This window comes from Nitrospira sp. Vd2, from assembly GCF_979581665.1.
The window spans coordinates 190833-207832 of record NZ_CEFZSK010000038.1 but is presented as its reverse complement, the minus strand read 5'-3'; the positions used below and the strand labels follow the sequence as shown (position 1 = coordinate 207832).

The window sequence follows — 17000 nt, the reverse complement described above, 5'->3', positions numbered from 1 at the left end:
AGGACACCACCAATGCACAACTTATTCCACGTACTTCAGAGACAGGACACTAGGCTCTCACCGGCGTCGAATGAATGTGCGAGAGTTCGAAGGCAAGAACCGGATGGCACGACGACCAGCAGTCCGGTAGGATGACGCACAGAGGGACCGGCTCCGTGCAGTCATTGGAGGGACACCAACCTTGGCAGGCGGTGATTGATCGTAACCGCCATTACGATGGGCTGTTCGTCTATGCCGTGACGTCGACGATGATCTATTGCCGACCCTCCTGCCCGTCTCGGCGGCCCGATCGCAGCCGAATCCAGTTCTTCGATTCGCCCCAGGCCGCCGAGATGGCCGGCTTTCGTCCATGCCGGCGATGCCGCCCCCAATCGGATGAGCTGATGGTGACGGACCAGCGGATCGACCGTGCGCGGCGGTATCTCGATGAGCATTCTGACGAACCGATCACCCTGCAGCGCCTCGCCTCGGAAGTGGGTCTGAGTCCGTTTCACCTCCATCGTGCCTTTCGCCGCCGGGTCGGCTGCTCGCCCAAGCAGTATCGCGATGTGCAACGGATGGAACGTTTCACCCGGTCTCTCATGGAAGGTCAGCGTGTGTCGACGGCGATCTATGAGGCAGGATTTGGGTCGAGCAGCCGGCTGTACGAACGAGTCAACCGTGAACTCGGCATGACGCCGTCCATGCTGAAGGCCCGCGGGCGGGGCGCGACGATCACGTACACGACGACCTCGACGCCCATCGGTCCGCTGTTACTCGCCGCCACTCAGCGTGGCCTTGTCGCGATTCGTTTCGGGCCTACTGCCGACACATTGATTCGCGGGCTGAAACGGGATTACCCGAACGCAACGCTCCTGCTAGATGCCAATGGTTTGAAGGCCTATGTTGAAGCAATTCTCGACACACTCGCGGGGAACCGGACGGCCGTACGACTCCCGCTCGATCTCGCCGGCACGGCGTTTCAGCGGCGCGTCTGGCAGGCGCTTCAGGACATCCCGCCCGGCAGCACTCGCTCCTATCGTGAGTTGGCTGCCTCGATCGGCAAACCGGCCGCGGCTCGGGCCGTTGCACGCGCGTGTGCGACGAATCCAATTGCGTTCGTAATCCCGTGCCACCGCCTGGTTCGAGGCGATGGCGGCCTTGGCGGATATCGGTGGGGCCTCGATCGGAAGAAGCAGCTCTTGGCGTTGGAGCAAGAGCAGATAAAGAAACGGCGGTCATGACGATCGACACCCGCGTGGCCCGACTCGACTGGAAGGCGATCGAGGCATCCTTGTGGGAACGCGGTTATGCCCAGATCGACCAGTTCCTGAAGGCCGACGAGTGCGAGAGGCTTCGCTCCCTCTACGATCAGGATCGCTATTTCCGCAGCCGCATCGACATGCGACGCTTTCGTTTCGGCGAAGGCGAATACAAGTACTTCCGCTATCCCTTGCCCGAGTTGATTCACACGCTTCGTGAACACGCCTATCCACACCTTGCCACAATTGCGAACAACTGGGCGGAGGTGCTCGGTGAACGGACTGCCTTTCCCGCCACCCATGAGGGACTGCTCAAGGTTTGTCGCCGGCACGGACAAACGAAGGCCACGCCTCTTCTGCTTCGGTACACCGCCGGCGGCTACAACTGCCTGCACCAAGACCTCTACGGCGACGTCACGTTCCCCCTGCAGCTCACCATCTTTCTCAGCCGTCGCGATCGCGATTTTACGGGCGGGGAGTTTCTCCTGGTCGAGCAACGCCCGCGCGCGCAGTCACGCGGCGAAGCGTTGACACCGGACCAAGGCGACATGATTATCTTCACGACCCGTGAGCGGCCGACCAAAGGCACGCGCGGCTATTATCGCGTCAACGTGCGTCACGGCGTCAGCACCCTGCGCTCCGGCTCCCGCTACACGCTCGGCATCATCTTCCACGACGCGAAGTAACTGATGGAACAGACCGTGCCCGATAGATTCTGACGAGTCGACGCTTTCCCTGCCCGGTGTTCTTGACCGTAGCCGACCCCTCGCTATACTTCCTACGTGTCCATTTCACTGCCAAGGAGGATTCGAATCATGAGCCGATTGGCTTGGCTGCTTCTCTTCTTTCCATTGTCCCTCGGCGCCTGCGCGACCATGGCGACGATCGACCAACAAGTGTCGATTACCAGCGATCCCCAAGGGGCCGACGTGCGCATCGGCAACCTCTCCGGTAGCACGCCGATGAGTGTGACGCTGCCGACGGGGTACGGCATCCCGCAGTCGTTCCAGATCCAGAAAGACGGATACCAACCGCAGACCGTCTCGGTCCAGCGCGGATTCCGCACCAGCGCCCTGGTTCAGGACCTGTTCCCCGGTCTCTTACTGGGACCGATCCCGCTACTCGTCGATGCGATCACCGGCGACTGGTATTACATCGCGAACACCAGCTACAACGTCCGCATGCTCCCGATGGCCGGGGGAAACGGCATGGAGCGGAAGTAGTCACGATCTCTCCGGTCGGACCTCGAGAAGCCCGTCGGCATTCGCCGACGGGCTTTTTACTTTCACACCGTGACGGTTTGTTGCCTCCTTACTTAGGCGTTCAGTTCCTTCCAGCGCCGATACACCGTCACGCCGTCTGGATGCGACTGATGGACCATGGGCAAACGACGCTTCTCCCATGGCTTTGCAAACTCATCATAGAAGGTCGAAAACGTGATGTACTTCCGGTCGTCCTGGTAGAAGGCGGCGTATTCGTCGCGCGTGACCAGGAAAATCACGCGGTCCGGACTGCAGTAGTACATGGCCGCCAGACACATCGGGCAGGGATGGGCCAGGATATAAAACGTACAGCCGAGGAGATGTTCCGTCTGTAATTTGGCGGTTGCGTCCCGGATCGCACAGATCTCGGCGTGCGCCGTTGGATCATGAGTTTGGGCCACTCGGTTTACACCTTCTGCCAGCACCTCATCATCTTTCACAATCAAGCAGGAGAACGGGCGTCCGCCGGCCTCCACATTCGTTCTCGCCAAGTCAATGAGCCGCTCGCTAAAATTCATAGTCACCTCTTCTGATGTTTCGAATGCGGGGGCAACTTCGCTTTCCCGTCGTATTCAGATCCTCCTTCTTGGGCGCCCATGAAGGCTAGGACCTGAACCTCTCGCTTCCCGCACACCGACGCTCATCTCCACTGGTAAGAGAGCGGGACGCGGCCTAAGGTTCGACCGCGATGCTGAAATGACAGGCCTCGCGCAGGCAGACCCAGGAAGAATCCTCCGTACGCACGACGGCGACCCACGTGCCGGCCGTGACACGTTTGCGTCCCCACGTCCGCCAGCGGGTGCTTTTCACCGTCAACGGTGTGCTGAGTTGCTTCTTCAGGCGGCCGTCTTCCTCCTTGTACCAGTCGAGAAACACCGTCACTTCGCCATCGGCCTGGACCAATTCATCACAGGGCCCCGTGCGGATCGGACGGGGCGGCCCTTTTTTTGGAATGGTGACCTCGACCCAGAGTTCTTCATCGCGTGAAAGAACCGATGGGTCAGGGATGTGTTCAGGGATAAAAAATGCGACCGGCTGGTCCAACACGGACAGCCCGATCCCGCGCCGCGTGCCGGATTGGACGACATGGAGAGCCGAAGGGTCGTAACCATGAGCGTCCGGATTGGGCCGCGCGACAAGGCGGTCATCCTCACGGGCCAGCGTCACCGCGGGCCGATCCTGAAGCGGCGCGTGCAGTTCTGGACTCGGCACATCTCGAAGCTCGACGACGACCTGCAGACTCACGTATCGGCCGCGAATCGGCAGGCTGGGATCGTATGGCGCTGTAAGCGCCCACACTCGCGGACACGTCGCACGGTCATACCAAAGTTTCCCGGCCAGCGACGCGACAATCGTCACCTGCACGACCGCCAGTACGACTCCTTTCTGCCACGCCGTCATGTCGGTTCCCTCTCCACGAAGGTCACGAGACGCCGGCGGCCGCGTTCCAGCAGCCATCCACCCACCAAAAAGAGGATCCCAAGGCCGATCAGGCTGGCGGAGCGTCCAAGCTTGTCCATGACATTCGAGAAATAAAAAGCCAGGACCGTGAGCGCGAAGCCGGCCACTCCAACGTTGATCCGTTCCTTTCGGTAATCGTGCAAGCCCCACACAATCAAGCCAACGGCGCCAAGCGCGCACACCCAATACGGCCCGAGGTCATAGAGCACATAAGATAGAAATCCTTCGCTGTGCCTCCCATGCCCCGCCAGCATGCCAAGGAGTACCACCCACATGGCGGCAATTCCATTCATCCAGGCCTGTACACCGCGAAGCCACCACGCGACCGCAAGCGGCAAGCCCAACGCCAGGGCCCAGCCGATAACGGCGTATACCTGCGGGAGCCGCATTGTGGATAGTCCTGCGCCTTCCTTGGAAAATGCGATCACGAGAACGGTCAGCGGCAGGACGACCAGGCCGCCGATCCACATCAAGGTTTTCCTTACCACCGTGCTGTGCTCCGCCGTCATGGCGGTCAGATACGTGACCGCCAGGAGCCACGTCCCTTCGACCAGAATCTGCTGCGCGCCACTCCACCCTCGGGTGGCCTCCATCCACTCGCCCATGAGCCACACGGGGGTTAACACGCTGGTCAGCGCAGCGTGCGGCCAATCGCGATACAGCAGCCATCCTGCCCAGGCGCCGACGCTCCACAGCAACAACCCCGTGGGCCAGTGTGCCTCAAGATGAAAGATCTGAGCCGTAAGATAGATCGCCGCGCCGAGCCCACTCGTGCCAACGGCGTGAAGCGTCGTGGCCAGCGGCGCAAAATGATCCGCTACCGCGGCGCCTACCCCATGAACCATGATCAGCACGCTGACGATGAGGAGAAAGCGCTGGGCGGGCGACATCATGTCCCAGTGTGCAGCCACAAAAAGGAGAAGCCCCCCGCTCAACAGCAAGCCGCCCAACGCCAATGCCAGGCACACCGGCCAGCCAAAGTGCTGCTCGCGCTGATGCTCCGCCTCGTACGACCGAAGGCGCGTTGCCGTCTCCGCGTCAAGCAACCCGGCCGCCTGCCAGCGTCCCAGGTACTGTTCCCATGGCGCCTTCTTCACTGGTCTCCCCCTCTAACGGCCACCTAAGTATAGCCGTGACAGAGAGGTCTGCAAGGATGGTAAAGGACACAATCAGGGACCGTAGATGGGAGAAGCGGAAGGACAGCAAGGGCTTGGTGGAGGCCTGGGACGCGGGGTGAAGAGGGCGGCCACAATATCGAGAAGGATATCCGGAAGGTCGGCCCCCGGGATCGGGAGCGCCGTCAAGAAGATCAGCGGTGGGAATCAGAGAAACAGAAATGCGAGAGTGAGACGGACAAGAAACCGCGGCGAGCGCCCGGCGCTCGCCGCGGCCCCCGCATCAATTCACCGTAAACTCCGTCGTCATCCCGTGGAGGAAATGCGGTTTGCCGGTCGAGGGGTTCGGAAAGAAACACACCAAGCCATACCGGCCCGGTTCGAGGTCGGCGGTGAAGAATCCCCGATCGCCCGGCTCGATGCCGACGATGCCGCCGAGCGGCATGCCCTTCGGCGGGCCAGCCGCGCCCGGCTCAATGGAGGCGAGGAAATCCGTCACCGAGCTACCCGGGCCGAGCCGGACCAGCACGACCTCATGGGTCTGCGTGCCCTGGTTCGTCACCGCGACAGTGTGCAGCCCCGCCTTGATCGGCTGCGCGACAGAAAAATGAAAATCGGATTGCGTAATCGCGAGCGTCGCCTTGGGCTCGGACACCTTCGTCGGTTTGCCGCCTTGGACGGTGACCGCCTTCTCCATTCCAAGCGCCACGTGAAGCACGCCCTTGTTGTCCGGGATCAGACAGATCACGACGTGCTCCCCTTCCGTCAGATGCATCGTCGCGACCGCCTCGTGCCCGGGGACCACGGCATTGGGGCCACCGACATATCTCACCCAACTCGGCAGCCGGCTGGGATCTGCGGCCACCGCGGCGTGAAAATCGGCGGCGGACTTCCCTTGCAGCAGCTTGAGGACCTGCACGTGATGAAGGTCGTGCCCCTCATTGACGATCCGCACCGTCGTCAGCCCTGCCGGAATGCGGTCCGGACCACGGAAGCCATAATCGCTGGCCACGAAGACGGCCCCGGCATCGGCGGATCGCGCCTCTGCCGCACCGCTTGCACTCGGACGCGTACCCGACCACGCCGGCGCGGCCAGAACAGTCAGTATCAACACCGCTTTCATGGAAGCCAACACTGCGCGTCGCATATGAACCTCCTGTTGTTCGCAAATCACCACGTCAGGATGACGTATGAGCGCCACGCTAGCACAGGAGGTCGAGACACTGTTCCTAAAACTATGCTAAGGTCCGCCTAATTCTTTCCTAAGCCGGCCCTTGCGCAGGCCTCATATGATCCCCGATCACGTGTTCGACCTCCTGCAGACCGGCGTCTCCGTCATCGTCGGCACACGCAATGCCGCCCTCATGCCGGAATGCACCCGCGCGTGGGGGATTCATGTGGGCGCCGATCGGGCGACCGCGACGATCTTTCTCTCAAAGACCATTGCCGGCAAGACAATCGAGAACCTGCGCCACAACGGCATGATCGCCGTGAGCTGCACGCGGCCGACGGACCATATCACCTGTCAAATCAAGGGACGCCTGCGCGTCATCCGGCCACTGACCCAGACGGAGCGCGAGGCGAGCCGCCGATGGCATCGCGATTTTATGGGAGAGCTGCGAGCGATCGGCGTGCCGCCGGAATTGAGCGAAGCCTGGATTGCGGAGCCGACATCCGCGGTTGAGATTGACGTAACCGATGTCTTCGACCAGACGCCGGGACCAGACGCCGGCAAACGGGTCAATCGCCATGGCTGAACAGTTGACACTCGAAGACCTGTGGCCGTGCTTTCAGGGCATCATCCCCGCCGCACTGAGCACGTGTGCGCGCGACGGCACGCCGAACATCACTTTCGTCAGTCAAGTCTATTACGTGGATGCCAAACACGTCGCGATCTCGTTCCAGTTCTTTAACAAAACCCACCGGAACGTCCGTGAGAATCCGTATGCGTGCGCGATCGTACTCGACCCGCGGACGCTCCACGGTTATCGGTTTCGGCTTCGCTACAACCATTCCGAATCGACCGGCCCGTTATTTGAATCCATGTCGCTGCAACTGCAGGCCGTGGCGTCCTACTCCGGCATGAGCGAGGTGTTCCGGCTCCGCGCGGCCGACGTGTACGAAGTGTTGCACGTCGAGCACCTCGAGGGCTTCTCACGGCATCCGCTCGCCCCACCCTCGGAACGACCCTCTCGGCTGTTCATCGAACCGGATTTGGTGTCGCTTCGGTTGATCGCGGAACGGCTGAACAAGGCCGAGTTGCTGGATGAGGTTCTTGAGGGATCGCTCCAACTGCTCGACGAGCTGTTCGGCTTCCGGCATTCGATGATCCTGCTCGCCGATGAGTGCAACGCGAAGCTGCTGACGATCGCGAGCCACGGCTACGCGGAGAACGGCGTGGGGTCGGAAGTAGGAATCGGAGAAGGCCTTATCGGCATGGTGGCTCGCGCGCGGCGGTCATTGCGGCTCTCCGCGATTGATCATAGCCTGCGGTACGCACGCGCCGTCCGCCGCCGGGCCGGCAGCGAAGCGATTGCGCGCGAGATTCCGCTGCCCGGCCTGCCCAATGCTGGCAGCCAGATCGCCGTGCCGCTCGTCACTCGGAAGCGGTTGATCGGCGTGCTGGCCGTGGAAAGCACCGACCCCCTCGCGTTTCTCATCCGCGAGGACACACTGTTGACTATTATTGCGACACACCTCGCGACTGCGATCGAGCACCTCAGCCGGGAAACAGACGACGCCGCAACGACACCGTTGGGACAAGCGGCATCGCCTCAGACCGTCGGCCGATGCTCGCGCACGCGCCGATTCAGCTTTTATCACAAGGATGATTGCATCTTCGTGGACGGCGACTATTTAATTCGCAATGTCCCGGCCCGCATCTTGTGGCGCTTGCTGAAGCAGTACCGAGACGAAGGGCGGGTGGAATTCAGCAATCGCGAACTGCGCATGGACGAGTGGCTCGGCCTACCGGAAGTGAAAGACAATCTCGAAACACGGCTCATCCTCCTCCGCCGACGACTCGAACAGAAATGCCCCGATGTCCGTCTCAGCCCCCGCGGCCGCGGTCGCTTCACGCTCGAAGTCGATGCGGCAATCGAGTTGTTGGAGAAGCAGGGCTAACGACGCCCGCGACCTTCAAAGGCCGCACGCGCCTCGCTATCCGACACGACATCTAAGGCCACCGAGGATGCCCAACCAGGACCGCCTTTCGATCCTTCAGGTCTTCTCGGAAGTCCTAATTCTCTGTCGACGCTCTCAGCCCCAAGGTCTGAAATGGTACCCTGAAGCGTCGCACCATGATTTCTTGCTCGCGTGAATCTAGGGCCGATTTCATGATGTCCTTCTGATGAGGATCCGTTCTTCTCATTATTGAGTTTGCTTCGAGGGGAGGGCGATACTGATCGTGCGATCTCTGCCGAGTCAATCGAAGCGTTACAAGACAATGTATTCCTGGTGAGGAGGTCTGAAATGGCGACATTGGATGAATTACTCAAGCTCCCTGGCGTGATGGTGGCCGGTGAGTTCAGCGTAGACGGCAAATTGGTCGACTACAAGGCGAAGATGGAGATGTCTCGGGAGCTCGCGACGATGACGGCCCAATTTTGCGCTTCGGTCACGATGCTGTTCAATACCCTGGCCGGAGCCTACACTCAGATGAGCAAGATGCAGTGGACGCCTCAGAAGGGCTGGGCCTATAGCGGCGGCGAGTGGACTGTCGCGATCGGCGGAACCCGCGGCGTCTTCGTCAAGACCGCTCAGGCCGACTTCAATAAACTCTTCGAAGCGCTCGTCGGCCCGCGGTGAGCCTCTGAGGGAAGAGCATCGCCGGTCTGTGACCAGAATCATCTTTCAGCTCTTGCCCGATCGCGTCGCACCGCCTCGACAATCTCTTTCCCGCTTAGCGTGGCACTTCGCTTCCATAAAGTGCGCACGACCTCGGCGGTGTGACGACGCTTGCGCCGTAGCAGCTCGTTTCGTAACGCCTCGTTGACCACTTGGCTTCTCCGGCGAGGAGGCACAAACCTAAACAGCTCGTCTCTCAGGCGATGTATGTCGATGGACACATTGAGCTTCGCCATCCCTAGTCCCGCCTCAGGTTCTGCAAACAGCCTCCATGCTATGAGCCTATCTTAGGCGCCTAGTCAAGGCGCTCAAAATGTGCGCCTACCGGCGCAACGTACGATGACGGTAGCGTTCCACTTCCATTGAATGGATCAATCCGGGATCTCCGCTTCGACCAGTTTCCCGAGGAGGATCAGCGATTCTTGCCAACCGAGATAGCAGGCCTCGGCAGGGATCACGTCGGGCACGCCCTCTTGCACGATCGTGACATCCGTTCCACACGATACCTTCTTCAACGCGACCGCCACACGCATTTCTCCCGGCAGGTTGGGATCATCGAACTTGTCCGTGTAGCGAATCAGCTCACGCGGCACCAACTCGAGATACTGTCCGCCAAAGGAGTGGCTCTTGCCGGTGGTGAAATTGGTAAACGACATCTTGAACGTGCCGCCGACCTCGGCGTCCAGATGATGGACCTTGCCGGTAAATCCATTCGGCGGGAGCCATTTCGCCATGGCATCCGCATCAAGGAACGCCCGGTAAATTCGTTCCGGCGAGGCCCGAAACACGCGATGCAGTCGAATCGTATTCGTTCCCATGATTCATTCTCCTTTCCGTAGCCTAGACTCACCACTGGCTCAGCGCGCGTCGTACTCGTCGTGCCGGCGAAACCACGGGCCGGTCTCGTTCCGTCCCTTGGGTGCGCGGTCAAGCCACTGATACATGCCCCAAAGGGCGTCGACTCCGCGCGCATAGGTGGAATAGGTGTGGTAGACGACGCCATCCTCGAGGGCGAACGCGCTCATGCCTTCCCTCTCGCGCGTGTACGTAGGCACGTCGGTTCCGGTCATCGCCGCGAACGCAGTAGTCCCAGTGATCGGCGTCCCGCCCATTCCGGCGTTCATCACCGGATCGTCGCGGCGGAAGTTGTATTCGACGGCCCCCGCACGCTGTTGCTCTTCGGTGAACGAGGCGTTGAAGTCGAAATTGAAGTCGCTGCCATGTGAGGACGCCCAGGGAAAGGTCCATCCCATCCGCCGCTTGTACGCCTGCAGCTTCGCAAGCGGCGCTCGCGACACGGCCCAGAGCATTACGTCATGGTTCGCCAGGTGGACGACGAACCCGTTAAAACCGTCCGCGATCGAGGAGCACGACGGGCAGCCCGCCTTGTAGTCCGGCCCGAACATGAAGTGATAGACGAGGAGCTGCGAGCGCCCTCGGAACAGGTCTTTCAGCGAGGCGCTCCCGTCGTCGGTCTCAAATCGATAGTCCTTGTCAATCCGAACCCACGGCAGCTCCTGCCGCCGCTGCGCCAGTTCGTCGCCGCGCCGTGTTAGATCCTTCTCATCCTTGAGCAACTCGAGCCGCGCGGCCAGCCATTCATCACGGGTTCCGGTTCTATGCTTCGTCATCGCTTCCTCTCCTTCCCTCGGATGTTCTTTGACTCTAGATACTGTCCTTGCCGCCTACTTGGGCATGAAGTGCCTTGACGACGAGGCCAGCCACAGCGCCTGTCGACATCGCACTGCCCGCGATCAGTGCCAGAGTTGTAAGACATGCCGGACACATACGGCCCCCTTACAATGCTTCCGCGGGGCGGCTAGCACCTGGAAAGTCCCTGACCGGCCGCACTTCCAAAGTGCCGAACCGCGCGGATGGAAACTTCGAGGCGATCTGGATGGCCTCGTTGAGGTCTCGGGCCTCGATCAGAAAATAGCCCCCGATCTGCTCCTTCGTTTCGGCGAAGGGACCGTCGGTCATCAGCATTTTGCCGTTTCGAACTTGCACCGTCACGGCGGTCTGAACTGGTTCGAGTTGCTCCACCCCAAGGAGGTGGCCGCTCTTCTTCAGCGCCTCGCAGTAGGCCATCGTTTCGTCCATCACCGCGACGCACTCGCTTTTGGGCATAGCGTCTAGCGTCGTCTCTTCGTGGCAACACAGCAGCAGATACTTCATAGCTTCGACTCTCCCCATTGATGGTGAACCGCTGTTCTTGTGAGATAGTCGCGCCTGACGAGCAAAATCGACATCGAATCTCTCAGGAATTGAATCAATGAGTTAGGAGAGATTTAGCAAGGTTGGCGCATTCACACGCCCACCGCATGCGGTGTGTACACATCCAAGGATGTGAATGCCCCGCTTCGTCTGAGTGGCATAGTGCATGCCGACTTCTGAGCAAACTAGAACCTATCTCAAAATCACCTTTCTTGCAGCCGGGACGGGGGAAGTGGCGGAGCGCCATCAGAGCGGCGTGGCGACCCGCTCAGCGAGACGATGGCGTCTCGGTGGCACCTGCTGTCCGAAGGTGCGTTCAGCGCAGCTCGGACGCACCGAGTTCAGGCGCCAAGCCGTCGCCGACGTCCGAGCGGTCCACGCCGCTCTGTCTTCTAAGCAGAGCCGCTCCCCCCGTTCCGGCTGCTCTTTCACGGCGCACGTGATTTTGAGATAGGTTCTAGCGCTCCATCGATGGGTGACTGACATCGTAATGTTGGACGACTCACGTCCCTGGCGTCATAGCGGCCGGCGAGTTCAGGTTAGGCGGGAAATTGGTACTTGAGCAAAACACTATCGACGCCGCAAAAGCCCATGTCTATAGTGGGCTTGTTCAACAGCCTTCACCAGGCAACGAGACGCTAGCAAAAATGCGATGCCATTTCTTGTGCTTCCCCGATGGCACGGGACGAGTGCCAGCAAACTTTTTCCTCAGTACTCGTATCTGCCGAATATCAGGAACTTCAAAGAATCGCCAATCGGGAAGAGTGCCGCTTCGACATTTGCCCTCGATCTGATACGCGAGAAGCTTTGGAACCTTATTCTCCTCAACGACACCATAGTCGTGCGGCTCAGCAAGCGTGGTAAACCGTGGTACTCGAATTCTACGAGCAGCCTATTCTGAATAGCGGAACAGAGTCGCGTATGAAGCAAGTCGGGGACCATTTCAGCCATCTACCATGCGAGGCAATTCGTCTTTAGTACCTGTACCAGTCGGTTAGACATAGAGGACCTGTTCGTCGGTGAAGTACGTGATCCTCGAGGCCATTTTCTCCGTCTTGATCCGATAGCCTGTTGGGCTTGTTGTGCGCTTAGGGTTATGGACACACAAAAACCCTCGGACTTCTTCGTTAATGGTGTCCGGCTTCTCTTTTTTGATATTTGCGATGGCGTCGGTTAACACACCCTTTATTGACGTCACTAAGTCATCGAGGACGGGACCTGGGATCCTGCCGACAATGGATTTTGGAGCAATCCTCGCGTGCCACAGGATTTCGTCGACATAGGCGTTCCCGATGCCGCGCAGAATTGATTGGTCGAGTAAAAACGCTTTTACCCCCGTCCGTGGTCGTTCCGATATTTTCCTTCGCAGGTACGTGCCTTCGACTTCGAGCGCATCAGGAACCTGGCTCCGGGAAGGGTTGAGCTTCAGGGTGACTCCCCCTTTAGGATCGCTGACCACGAGAGATTCATTCCCAAGCCCGAGTGTCAACATCCGAAATCTCACTGCCTCTGGATCGGACGTAATGGCAAATTCACCATTTAACATCAAATGCACGAGTAGCGTCGCCTGATTGGAAAATGCAAATGCCATTTCTTTTCCGGCCCGTCGGACCGACACAATTGAAGCGTTGGAGAGTGCATTCCGCAACTGTTCGGGACTCGTGTTCAGTCGTACGGCTCTCCCGCACTCGACGGAGCGAACCGTCTTTCCTTCGAGACGGGCCATGAGATTTTCTGAAAACACCGCCAAGTCTGGCAGTTCGGGCATAGGTTCCTCTTCAAATCAATTTAGATCATGCCTTTAATTACGATGGAGGCAAGCCAACTCCAGCTCAACAGGCTTTTGGAACGCCACCGGGTTTGCCCCTCGCTGCCTTCTGATCGCCGCTTTGGTTCGAGCCAAATATTCCCCATGAGGCAAGTAACCGCTGTCTGTTCCGTTCCCCTCGTCGCCGAGGCCTCCCTTCGGCCCGAGCAATCAATGCACCGCTTAACATGGGTCTTTTCCTGGAACCGAGACACTGGCAAAACGGCAATCCCAAACAACATGCTTCCCGGAAGGCACCGCTCGCGCCCCCGGAAATTTCTTCTGTAACACTCGCACACGGCTGATGTCGTCCACCTCCGCCCACCGCCAATCCGGAAGTCCACCGCTCCGGCTCTCCCCCTCGATCTGATACGTCAGCAATGTTTTCACACCTTGGATCAGTCCATAATCGTGCGGCTCCGCGCTGCGCCGGCGGTTCTTATAGTCAAACTCGATGAGCCGCTTTGTGTTGATCGCGGAGCATAGCAACCGGTGTATCGTGTGCGACGATTGATGGGAACCATTCGATCGAGGCATACGCTATGTTACATCGTTCACACCATCATAGTTCAGAAGGACCTGCAGCGGCCCGTCCGTTCTTCGTCACGCTGGGGTGAATCTGGTGCTTCTTTGTCAGCTCAAAAAGAGCGATACTTCTAAAAGCTCCGCAGGCTACGCTCTAAAAGCAATGGAGACGACTATGCGTACGATCGCGATCATCGCAGGAATCCTTATGGTAGGACTGACCCAGATGGCCACCGCGGCGTCGAACTCTGCCGACACCCAAAAAAAGGAGGACACCAAAGGCATGACGATGGAGGACATCGGACGCGGACTGAAGAGTGCGGCACACAATATTGAAAAAGAGATCCCGAAGATCGGCCCCGCCATCGAAGACACCGTCAAGAAGATCACCGGCGGAAACTCAGAGAAACAAAAATCCGAGCGTCAGTCGAAAGAGAAGAAATAGCCGACCCCTTATGTACACGGCCTGTAACGCCACACAATTACTCCTTGGTGTGAGTCTTAAAGAATTCCCAGAGCACCGTCGTCGCATCAATGTTCTGTGAGGAGATACCGAACGCACGCTGTGCCAATCGTTCGGCGAAGGTGCTGAGCCGACGGGGAGGCCAGCGATGACCGCCGCCATCGATTTCATACCACTTTACCTCCACCCCCCTGTCGCATCCACCGTAGGTCCGTACCGATACGGACGTCCCATCGGACACCTTGGTCGGCAAGGCGGCCACTGTCGCCCTCCCGTACAGTGGTTGAGGTGTGCCCATAACTCTTGCGTGGCTCGGCCGCCCTCTACCCGACCTCCCCGTCCCGCATGCCGTGTCCCGCCTTCTTCGCCGCCGTCGAATGGAATCAACGGGTCGGTGACACTCTGAATACCGACAACGGAGACGGCCGCCGTCGGGTGACAGTGGGGCTTCACGTTGCTCGCCATGGCGGCAATCACGGAACCGATCGCCGCAAACGTATCGGCCATCTCACACCCTAGACGTTGCGCAAAGATGCCGCCATTCGATGGACCGGCAGCATAGATGCGATGAGGGTCAATCGGTGTTTGGTGCTGAATTGCCACTACAACACGGCGCACGAATGCCACATCGTCGATGCCCATCCGCTCCGGCGGCGTCGTGCCTCGGCCATCGCTCCAGTGACGGTCAATTCCCTCAGGGTATGCGACCACAAAACCCTCCGCATCGCTGAGCGCACTGAACCCACTGATCTCCTCCATTTGCTCAGGAGTCTGCGAGCCGCCGTGGAAGACAAGGATCAAAGGCCAAGCCGTCTTTGGTGCCGCCCCGGAAGGTAGATGCAGAAGATAGCGCCGGTCTCGGCCTTCGAGAGCGATCGACATCCTGACGCTGGTGCTGCGCTCCGTTGGTAGTCGAGACCCATCGTAGCCGGAAGACGGAGTGCCATCGGAAATGATGAACAGAGCGACGGCGACCACAAGACTTCGTACGACGGCGAATCTTGCCCTCATCCTTCTCTCCAGACTGATACTCCTAACGTGTTCTCAAAGGTTTTGATTCTCGTATCGGCAATTTACCCTGAGCTCTGAGATCATGCTAGAACCTATCTCAAAATCATTTCTGTTATAAGAGAGCAGCCGGAGCGAGAGCAGCGGCTCCGCTCAAAGACAGAGCGGGGTAGACCGCTCGAACGGCTTCGCGCGCCGCACCGCTTCAACTCCGCTGCGTCCGAGCGTCGCTGAACGCACGTCAAACAGGAAGCGGTTTCCCTCGCCGCGCTTCCGCTGAGCGGTTCGCCACCCCGCTCTGATGCCGCTCAGGCCCCTGCTCTCTCCAGCTGCGAGAGAGGTGATTTTGAGAGAGGTTCTAGATGCGCCCAGGCCAAGCTTGCGTCAATGGATAACCCGGGAGGGCTAAGCCTATAGCGGGGGTGAGTGGATGTGCAATCGGCAGGACCCCGACCATCTTCGTCAAGACCGTTCAAGCTTTACTAAACTGTTCGAGGCGCTCGTCGGCCCATGCTAGAACCTATCTCAAAATCACCTTTCTTGCAGCCGGGACGGGGGGAGTGGCGGAGCGCCATCAGAGCGGCGTGGCGACCCGCTCAGCGAGGCGATGGCGTCCCGGTGGCGCCTGCTGTCCGAAGGCGCGTTCAGCGCAGCTCGGACGCACCGAGTTCAGGCGCCAAGCCGTCGCCGAGCGTCCCACGCCGCTCTGTCTTCTAAGCGGAGCCGCTCCCCCCGTTCCGGGCTGCTCTTTCACGGCGCACGCGATTTTGAGATAGGTTCTAGTGTGATGTCCCGGAAATAGGTTTCACAATTTTAACAGCGCTCCTCACCTTTATCCGCTCCCCATTCAGGGAGAGGATAAAGGTGAGGGGGGCGCCTTCCAGTTTCCTAGGAACCTCTGGGACACGACACTAACTGCACTAACTGCGGCCAGCGATTCACGATCAGAAACGGAGCCAGGTCGTGAGCGACAGGAGGAACTACTTGCTTCGCGCACGGGACCGTAGTGTCTAAAGGCCGTTACGGTTTTTGAACCCTTCTGATCACGACCAGTTTATCCGCCCCGGATTCGGCGCCCCAGACCTCGAGAGGCCGCCCGAGTAATTGTCGCACTTGCGCGTTCGGCGTGGGGATGGGAAAGCTTTCGAAACGCTCGAGTGCTGGATCGAACCGTACCAACGCATTGCTCCCGAAGTCCGTCAGCCAGACCTTGTCGGTCTCATCGACGTAGACGGCATACGCGCCTGGCTTGCTGCCGGGCAGATGCCATTCCCGCCAAGTCCCTTCGGTGGGAGAATATCGCGCGACGTTTCCGACGTTCCATTCGCTGACCCAAAGATTGCCTTTCGAGTCCGCCCAGACTCGCCGAGTGCCGGCCTTCGGAGTCGGTGGTTCGATCACGGTGACCTGGCCGGTTTCCCCATCGATCCGCCCGAGATAGCTTCCTGCGAGCGAGACGAAATAGACCGTCCCGTCAGGTGCCGTCGTGATGCCGTACGGACCGCCCCCCTTCGGGGCATCGAGCACCTCCAGTTTCTCATCGTGTGGATTGAGGCGCCCGTACACGCCGCTCTGCCCGGTGAACCACAGCCGTCCAGCCGGATCGAATGTCGCCGTGTTGAGGTTCGCCCCTTTCCGATCCGGGGGGAGAGGGAAGACCTTGACGGTGTCGGTTTTGGGATCTACCCGGACGATGGCATTGAGGCCACCATCCGTGATCCAGGGCGCACCGTCTGGCCCGACGATGACGCCATGCGGCCGGGATCCGATCCCAAGCTTGATGCGATGGACGTGACCGCTCGCCGGGTCCAACCGGCCCAACTCACCGGACGCCTGGCCCACATACCAGACGCTCCCATCCGGCGCCGGCGCGACGTCGTGCGGGTGCGAGCCGGCAGGGACGGCGTACTCCTGCATCGACTCGCCACGCATGGTCGATATGTCGGGGAGCCCCTCGTCATGGACCAGCCCCAGCACACACACGCTAGCCGTCACCACAACACCATGTCGACCTGCCCAATTCATCTGTGCCTCTTCATACGACTTGGGAGAACACCT

General features: G+C 59.7%; 17 protein-coding genes. 7 read left to right on the top strand and 10 right to left on the bottom strand.

What is annotated here, in order from left to right; all coding sequences use genetic code 11:
* The first annotated feature begins 131 nt into the window (after nt 1-131).
* From ada to AC1U7K_RS15620, 3 genes are all read left to right on the top strand, one after another.
* Complete coding sequence (gene ada / locus AC1U7K_RS15630; RefSeq protein ID WP_480252470.1) at nt 132-1223, top strand: bifunctional DNA-binding transcriptional regulator/O6-methylguanine-DNA methyltransferase Ada; 1092 nt, start codon at nt 132-134, stop codon at nt 1221-1223.
* A complete protein-coding gene (locus tag AC1U7K_RS15625; protein ID WP_480252469.1) occupies nt 1220-1927 on the top strand; it encodes a 2OG-Fe(II) oxygenase in 708 nt (235 codons plus the stop codon). The genes ada and AC1U7K_RS15625 overlap by 4 nt, the downstream gene beginning before the upstream one ends.
* Nucleotides 1928-2056: 129 nt before the next feature.
* On the top strand, nt 2057-2464 hold the full coding sequence (locus AC1U7K_RS15620) for a PEGA domain-containing protein (protein WP_480252468.1): 408 nt from the start codon (nt 2057-2059) through the stop codon (nt 2462-2464).
* 92 nt (nt 2465-2556) lie between these two features.
* Here AC1U7K_RS15620 and AC1U7K_RS15615 read toward each other — a convergent pair whose 3' ends face one another.
* The 4 genes from AC1U7K_RS15615 to AC1U7K_RS15600 form a co-directional block, all read right to left on the bottom strand.
* Nucleotides 2557-3021, bottom strand: coding sequence for a nucleoside deaminase (locus tag AC1U7K_RS15615; protein ID WP_480252467.1), 465 nt, complete (start codon nt 3019-3021; stop codon nt 2557-2559).
* Nucleotides 3022-3175: 154 nt separating this feature from the next.
* Nucleotides 3176-3904 (bottom strand): DUF2914 domain-containing protein, encoded by a 729-nt coding sequence (locus AC1U7K_RS15610; protein WP_480252466.1) that lies wholly within the window; start codon nt 3902-3904, stop codon nt 3176-3178.
* Nucleotides 3901-5061 (bottom strand): DUF2157 domain-containing protein, encoded by a 1161-nt coding sequence (locus AC1U7K_RS15605; protein ID WP_480252465.1) that lies wholly within the window; start codon nt 5059-5061, stop codon nt 3901-3903. The genes AC1U7K_RS15610 and AC1U7K_RS15605 overlap by 4 nt, the downstream gene beginning before the upstream one ends.
* Before the next feature lie 301 nt (nt 5062-5362).
* A complete protein-coding gene (locus AC1U7K_RS15600) occupies nt 5363-6226 on the bottom strand; it encodes a cupredoxin domain-containing protein (RefSeq protein ID WP_480252463.1) in 864 nt (287 codons plus the stop codon).
* Nucleotides 6227-6368: 142 nt separating this feature from the next.
* Here AC1U7K_RS15600 and AC1U7K_RS15595 point away from each other — a divergent pair, with 142 nt between their 5' ends.
* The 3 genes from AC1U7K_RS15595 (at nt 6369) to AC1U7K_RS15585 (ending at nt 8886) form a co-directional block, all read left to right on the top strand.
* Nucleotides 6369-6836, top strand: a complete 468-nt coding sequence (locus AC1U7K_RS15595) for a hypothetical protein (protein ID WP_480252462.1) — start codon at nt 6369-6371, stop codon at nt 6834-6836.
* Nucleotides 6829-8202: a GAF domain-containing protein gene (locus AC1U7K_RS15590; RefSeq protein ID WP_480252461.1), complete on the top strand. Its 1374-nt coding sequence runs from the start codon at nt 6829-6831 to the stop codon at nt 8200-8202. Before AC1U7K_RS15595 ends, AC1U7K_RS15590 begins: the two co-directional genes overlap by 8 nt.
* Nucleotides 8203-8550: 348 nt before the next feature.
* On the top strand, nt 8551-8886 hold the full coding sequence (locus AC1U7K_RS15585) for a DUF2173 family protein (RefSeq protein ID WP_480252459.1): 336 nt from the start codon (nt 8551-8553) through the stop codon (nt 8884-8886).
* Between the two features lie 410 nt (nt 8887-9296).
* On the opposite strand, the gene AC1U7K_RS15580 is transcribed toward AC1U7K_RS15585, so the two are convergent.
* The 4 genes from AC1U7K_RS15580 to AC1U7K_RS15565 form a co-directional block, all read right to left on the bottom strand.
* Complete coding sequence (locus tag AC1U7K_RS15580) at nt 9297-9743, bottom strand: SRPBCC family protein (RefSeq protein ID WP_480252457.1); 447 nt, start codon at nt 9741-9743, stop codon at nt 9297-9299.
* A gap of 39 nt (nt 9744-9782) precedes the next feature.
* Nucleotides 9783-10556, bottom strand: coding sequence for a DUF899 domain-containing protein (locus tag AC1U7K_RS15575; RefSeq protein WP_480252456.1), 774 nt, complete (start codon nt 10554-10556; stop codon nt 9783-9785).
* A gap of 166 nt (nt 10557-10722) precedes the next feature.
* Entirely contained in the window at nt 10723-11100 is a 378-nt protein-coding gene (locus AC1U7K_RS15570) for a YciI family protein (RefSeq protein WP_480252454.1), read from the bottom strand.
* A 1033-nt stretch (nt 11101-12133) separates the two neighbouring features.
* Nucleotides 12134-12907: a DNA-formamidopyrimidine glycosylase family protein gene (locus tag AC1U7K_RS15565; protein WP_480252453.1), complete on the bottom strand. Its 774-nt coding sequence runs from the start codon at nt 12905-12907 to the stop codon at nt 12134-12136.
* A gap of 739 nt (nt 12908-13646) precedes the next feature.
* Here AC1U7K_RS15565 and AC1U7K_RS15560 point away from each other — a divergent pair.
* Nucleotides 13647-13916 carry a hypothetical protein gene (locus AC1U7K_RS15560; RefSeq protein ID WP_480252451.1) on the top strand — a complete coding sequence of 90 codons (270 nt, stop codon included), beginning with the start codon at nt 13647-13649 and terminating at the stop codon, nt 13914-13916.
* A gap of 195 nt (nt 13917-14111) precedes the next feature.
* On the opposite strand, the gene AC1U7K_RS15555 is transcribed toward AC1U7K_RS15560, so the two are convergent.
* Nucleotides 14112-14945 carry a CE1 family esterase gene (locus tag AC1U7K_RS15555; protein WP_480252450.1) on the bottom strand — a complete coding sequence of 278 codons (834 nt, stop codon included), beginning with the start codon at nt 14943-14945 and terminating at the stop codon, nt 14112-14114.
* Between the two features lie 1017 nt (nt 14946-15962).
* Nucleotides 15963-16874 carry a Vgb family protein gene (locus AC1U7K_RS15550; RefSeq protein ID WP_480252476.1) on the bottom strand — a complete coding sequence of 304 codons (912 nt, stop codon included), beginning with the start codon at nt 16872-16874 and terminating at the stop codon, nt 15963-15965.
* Nucleotides 16875-17000: the final 126 nt, after the last annotated feature.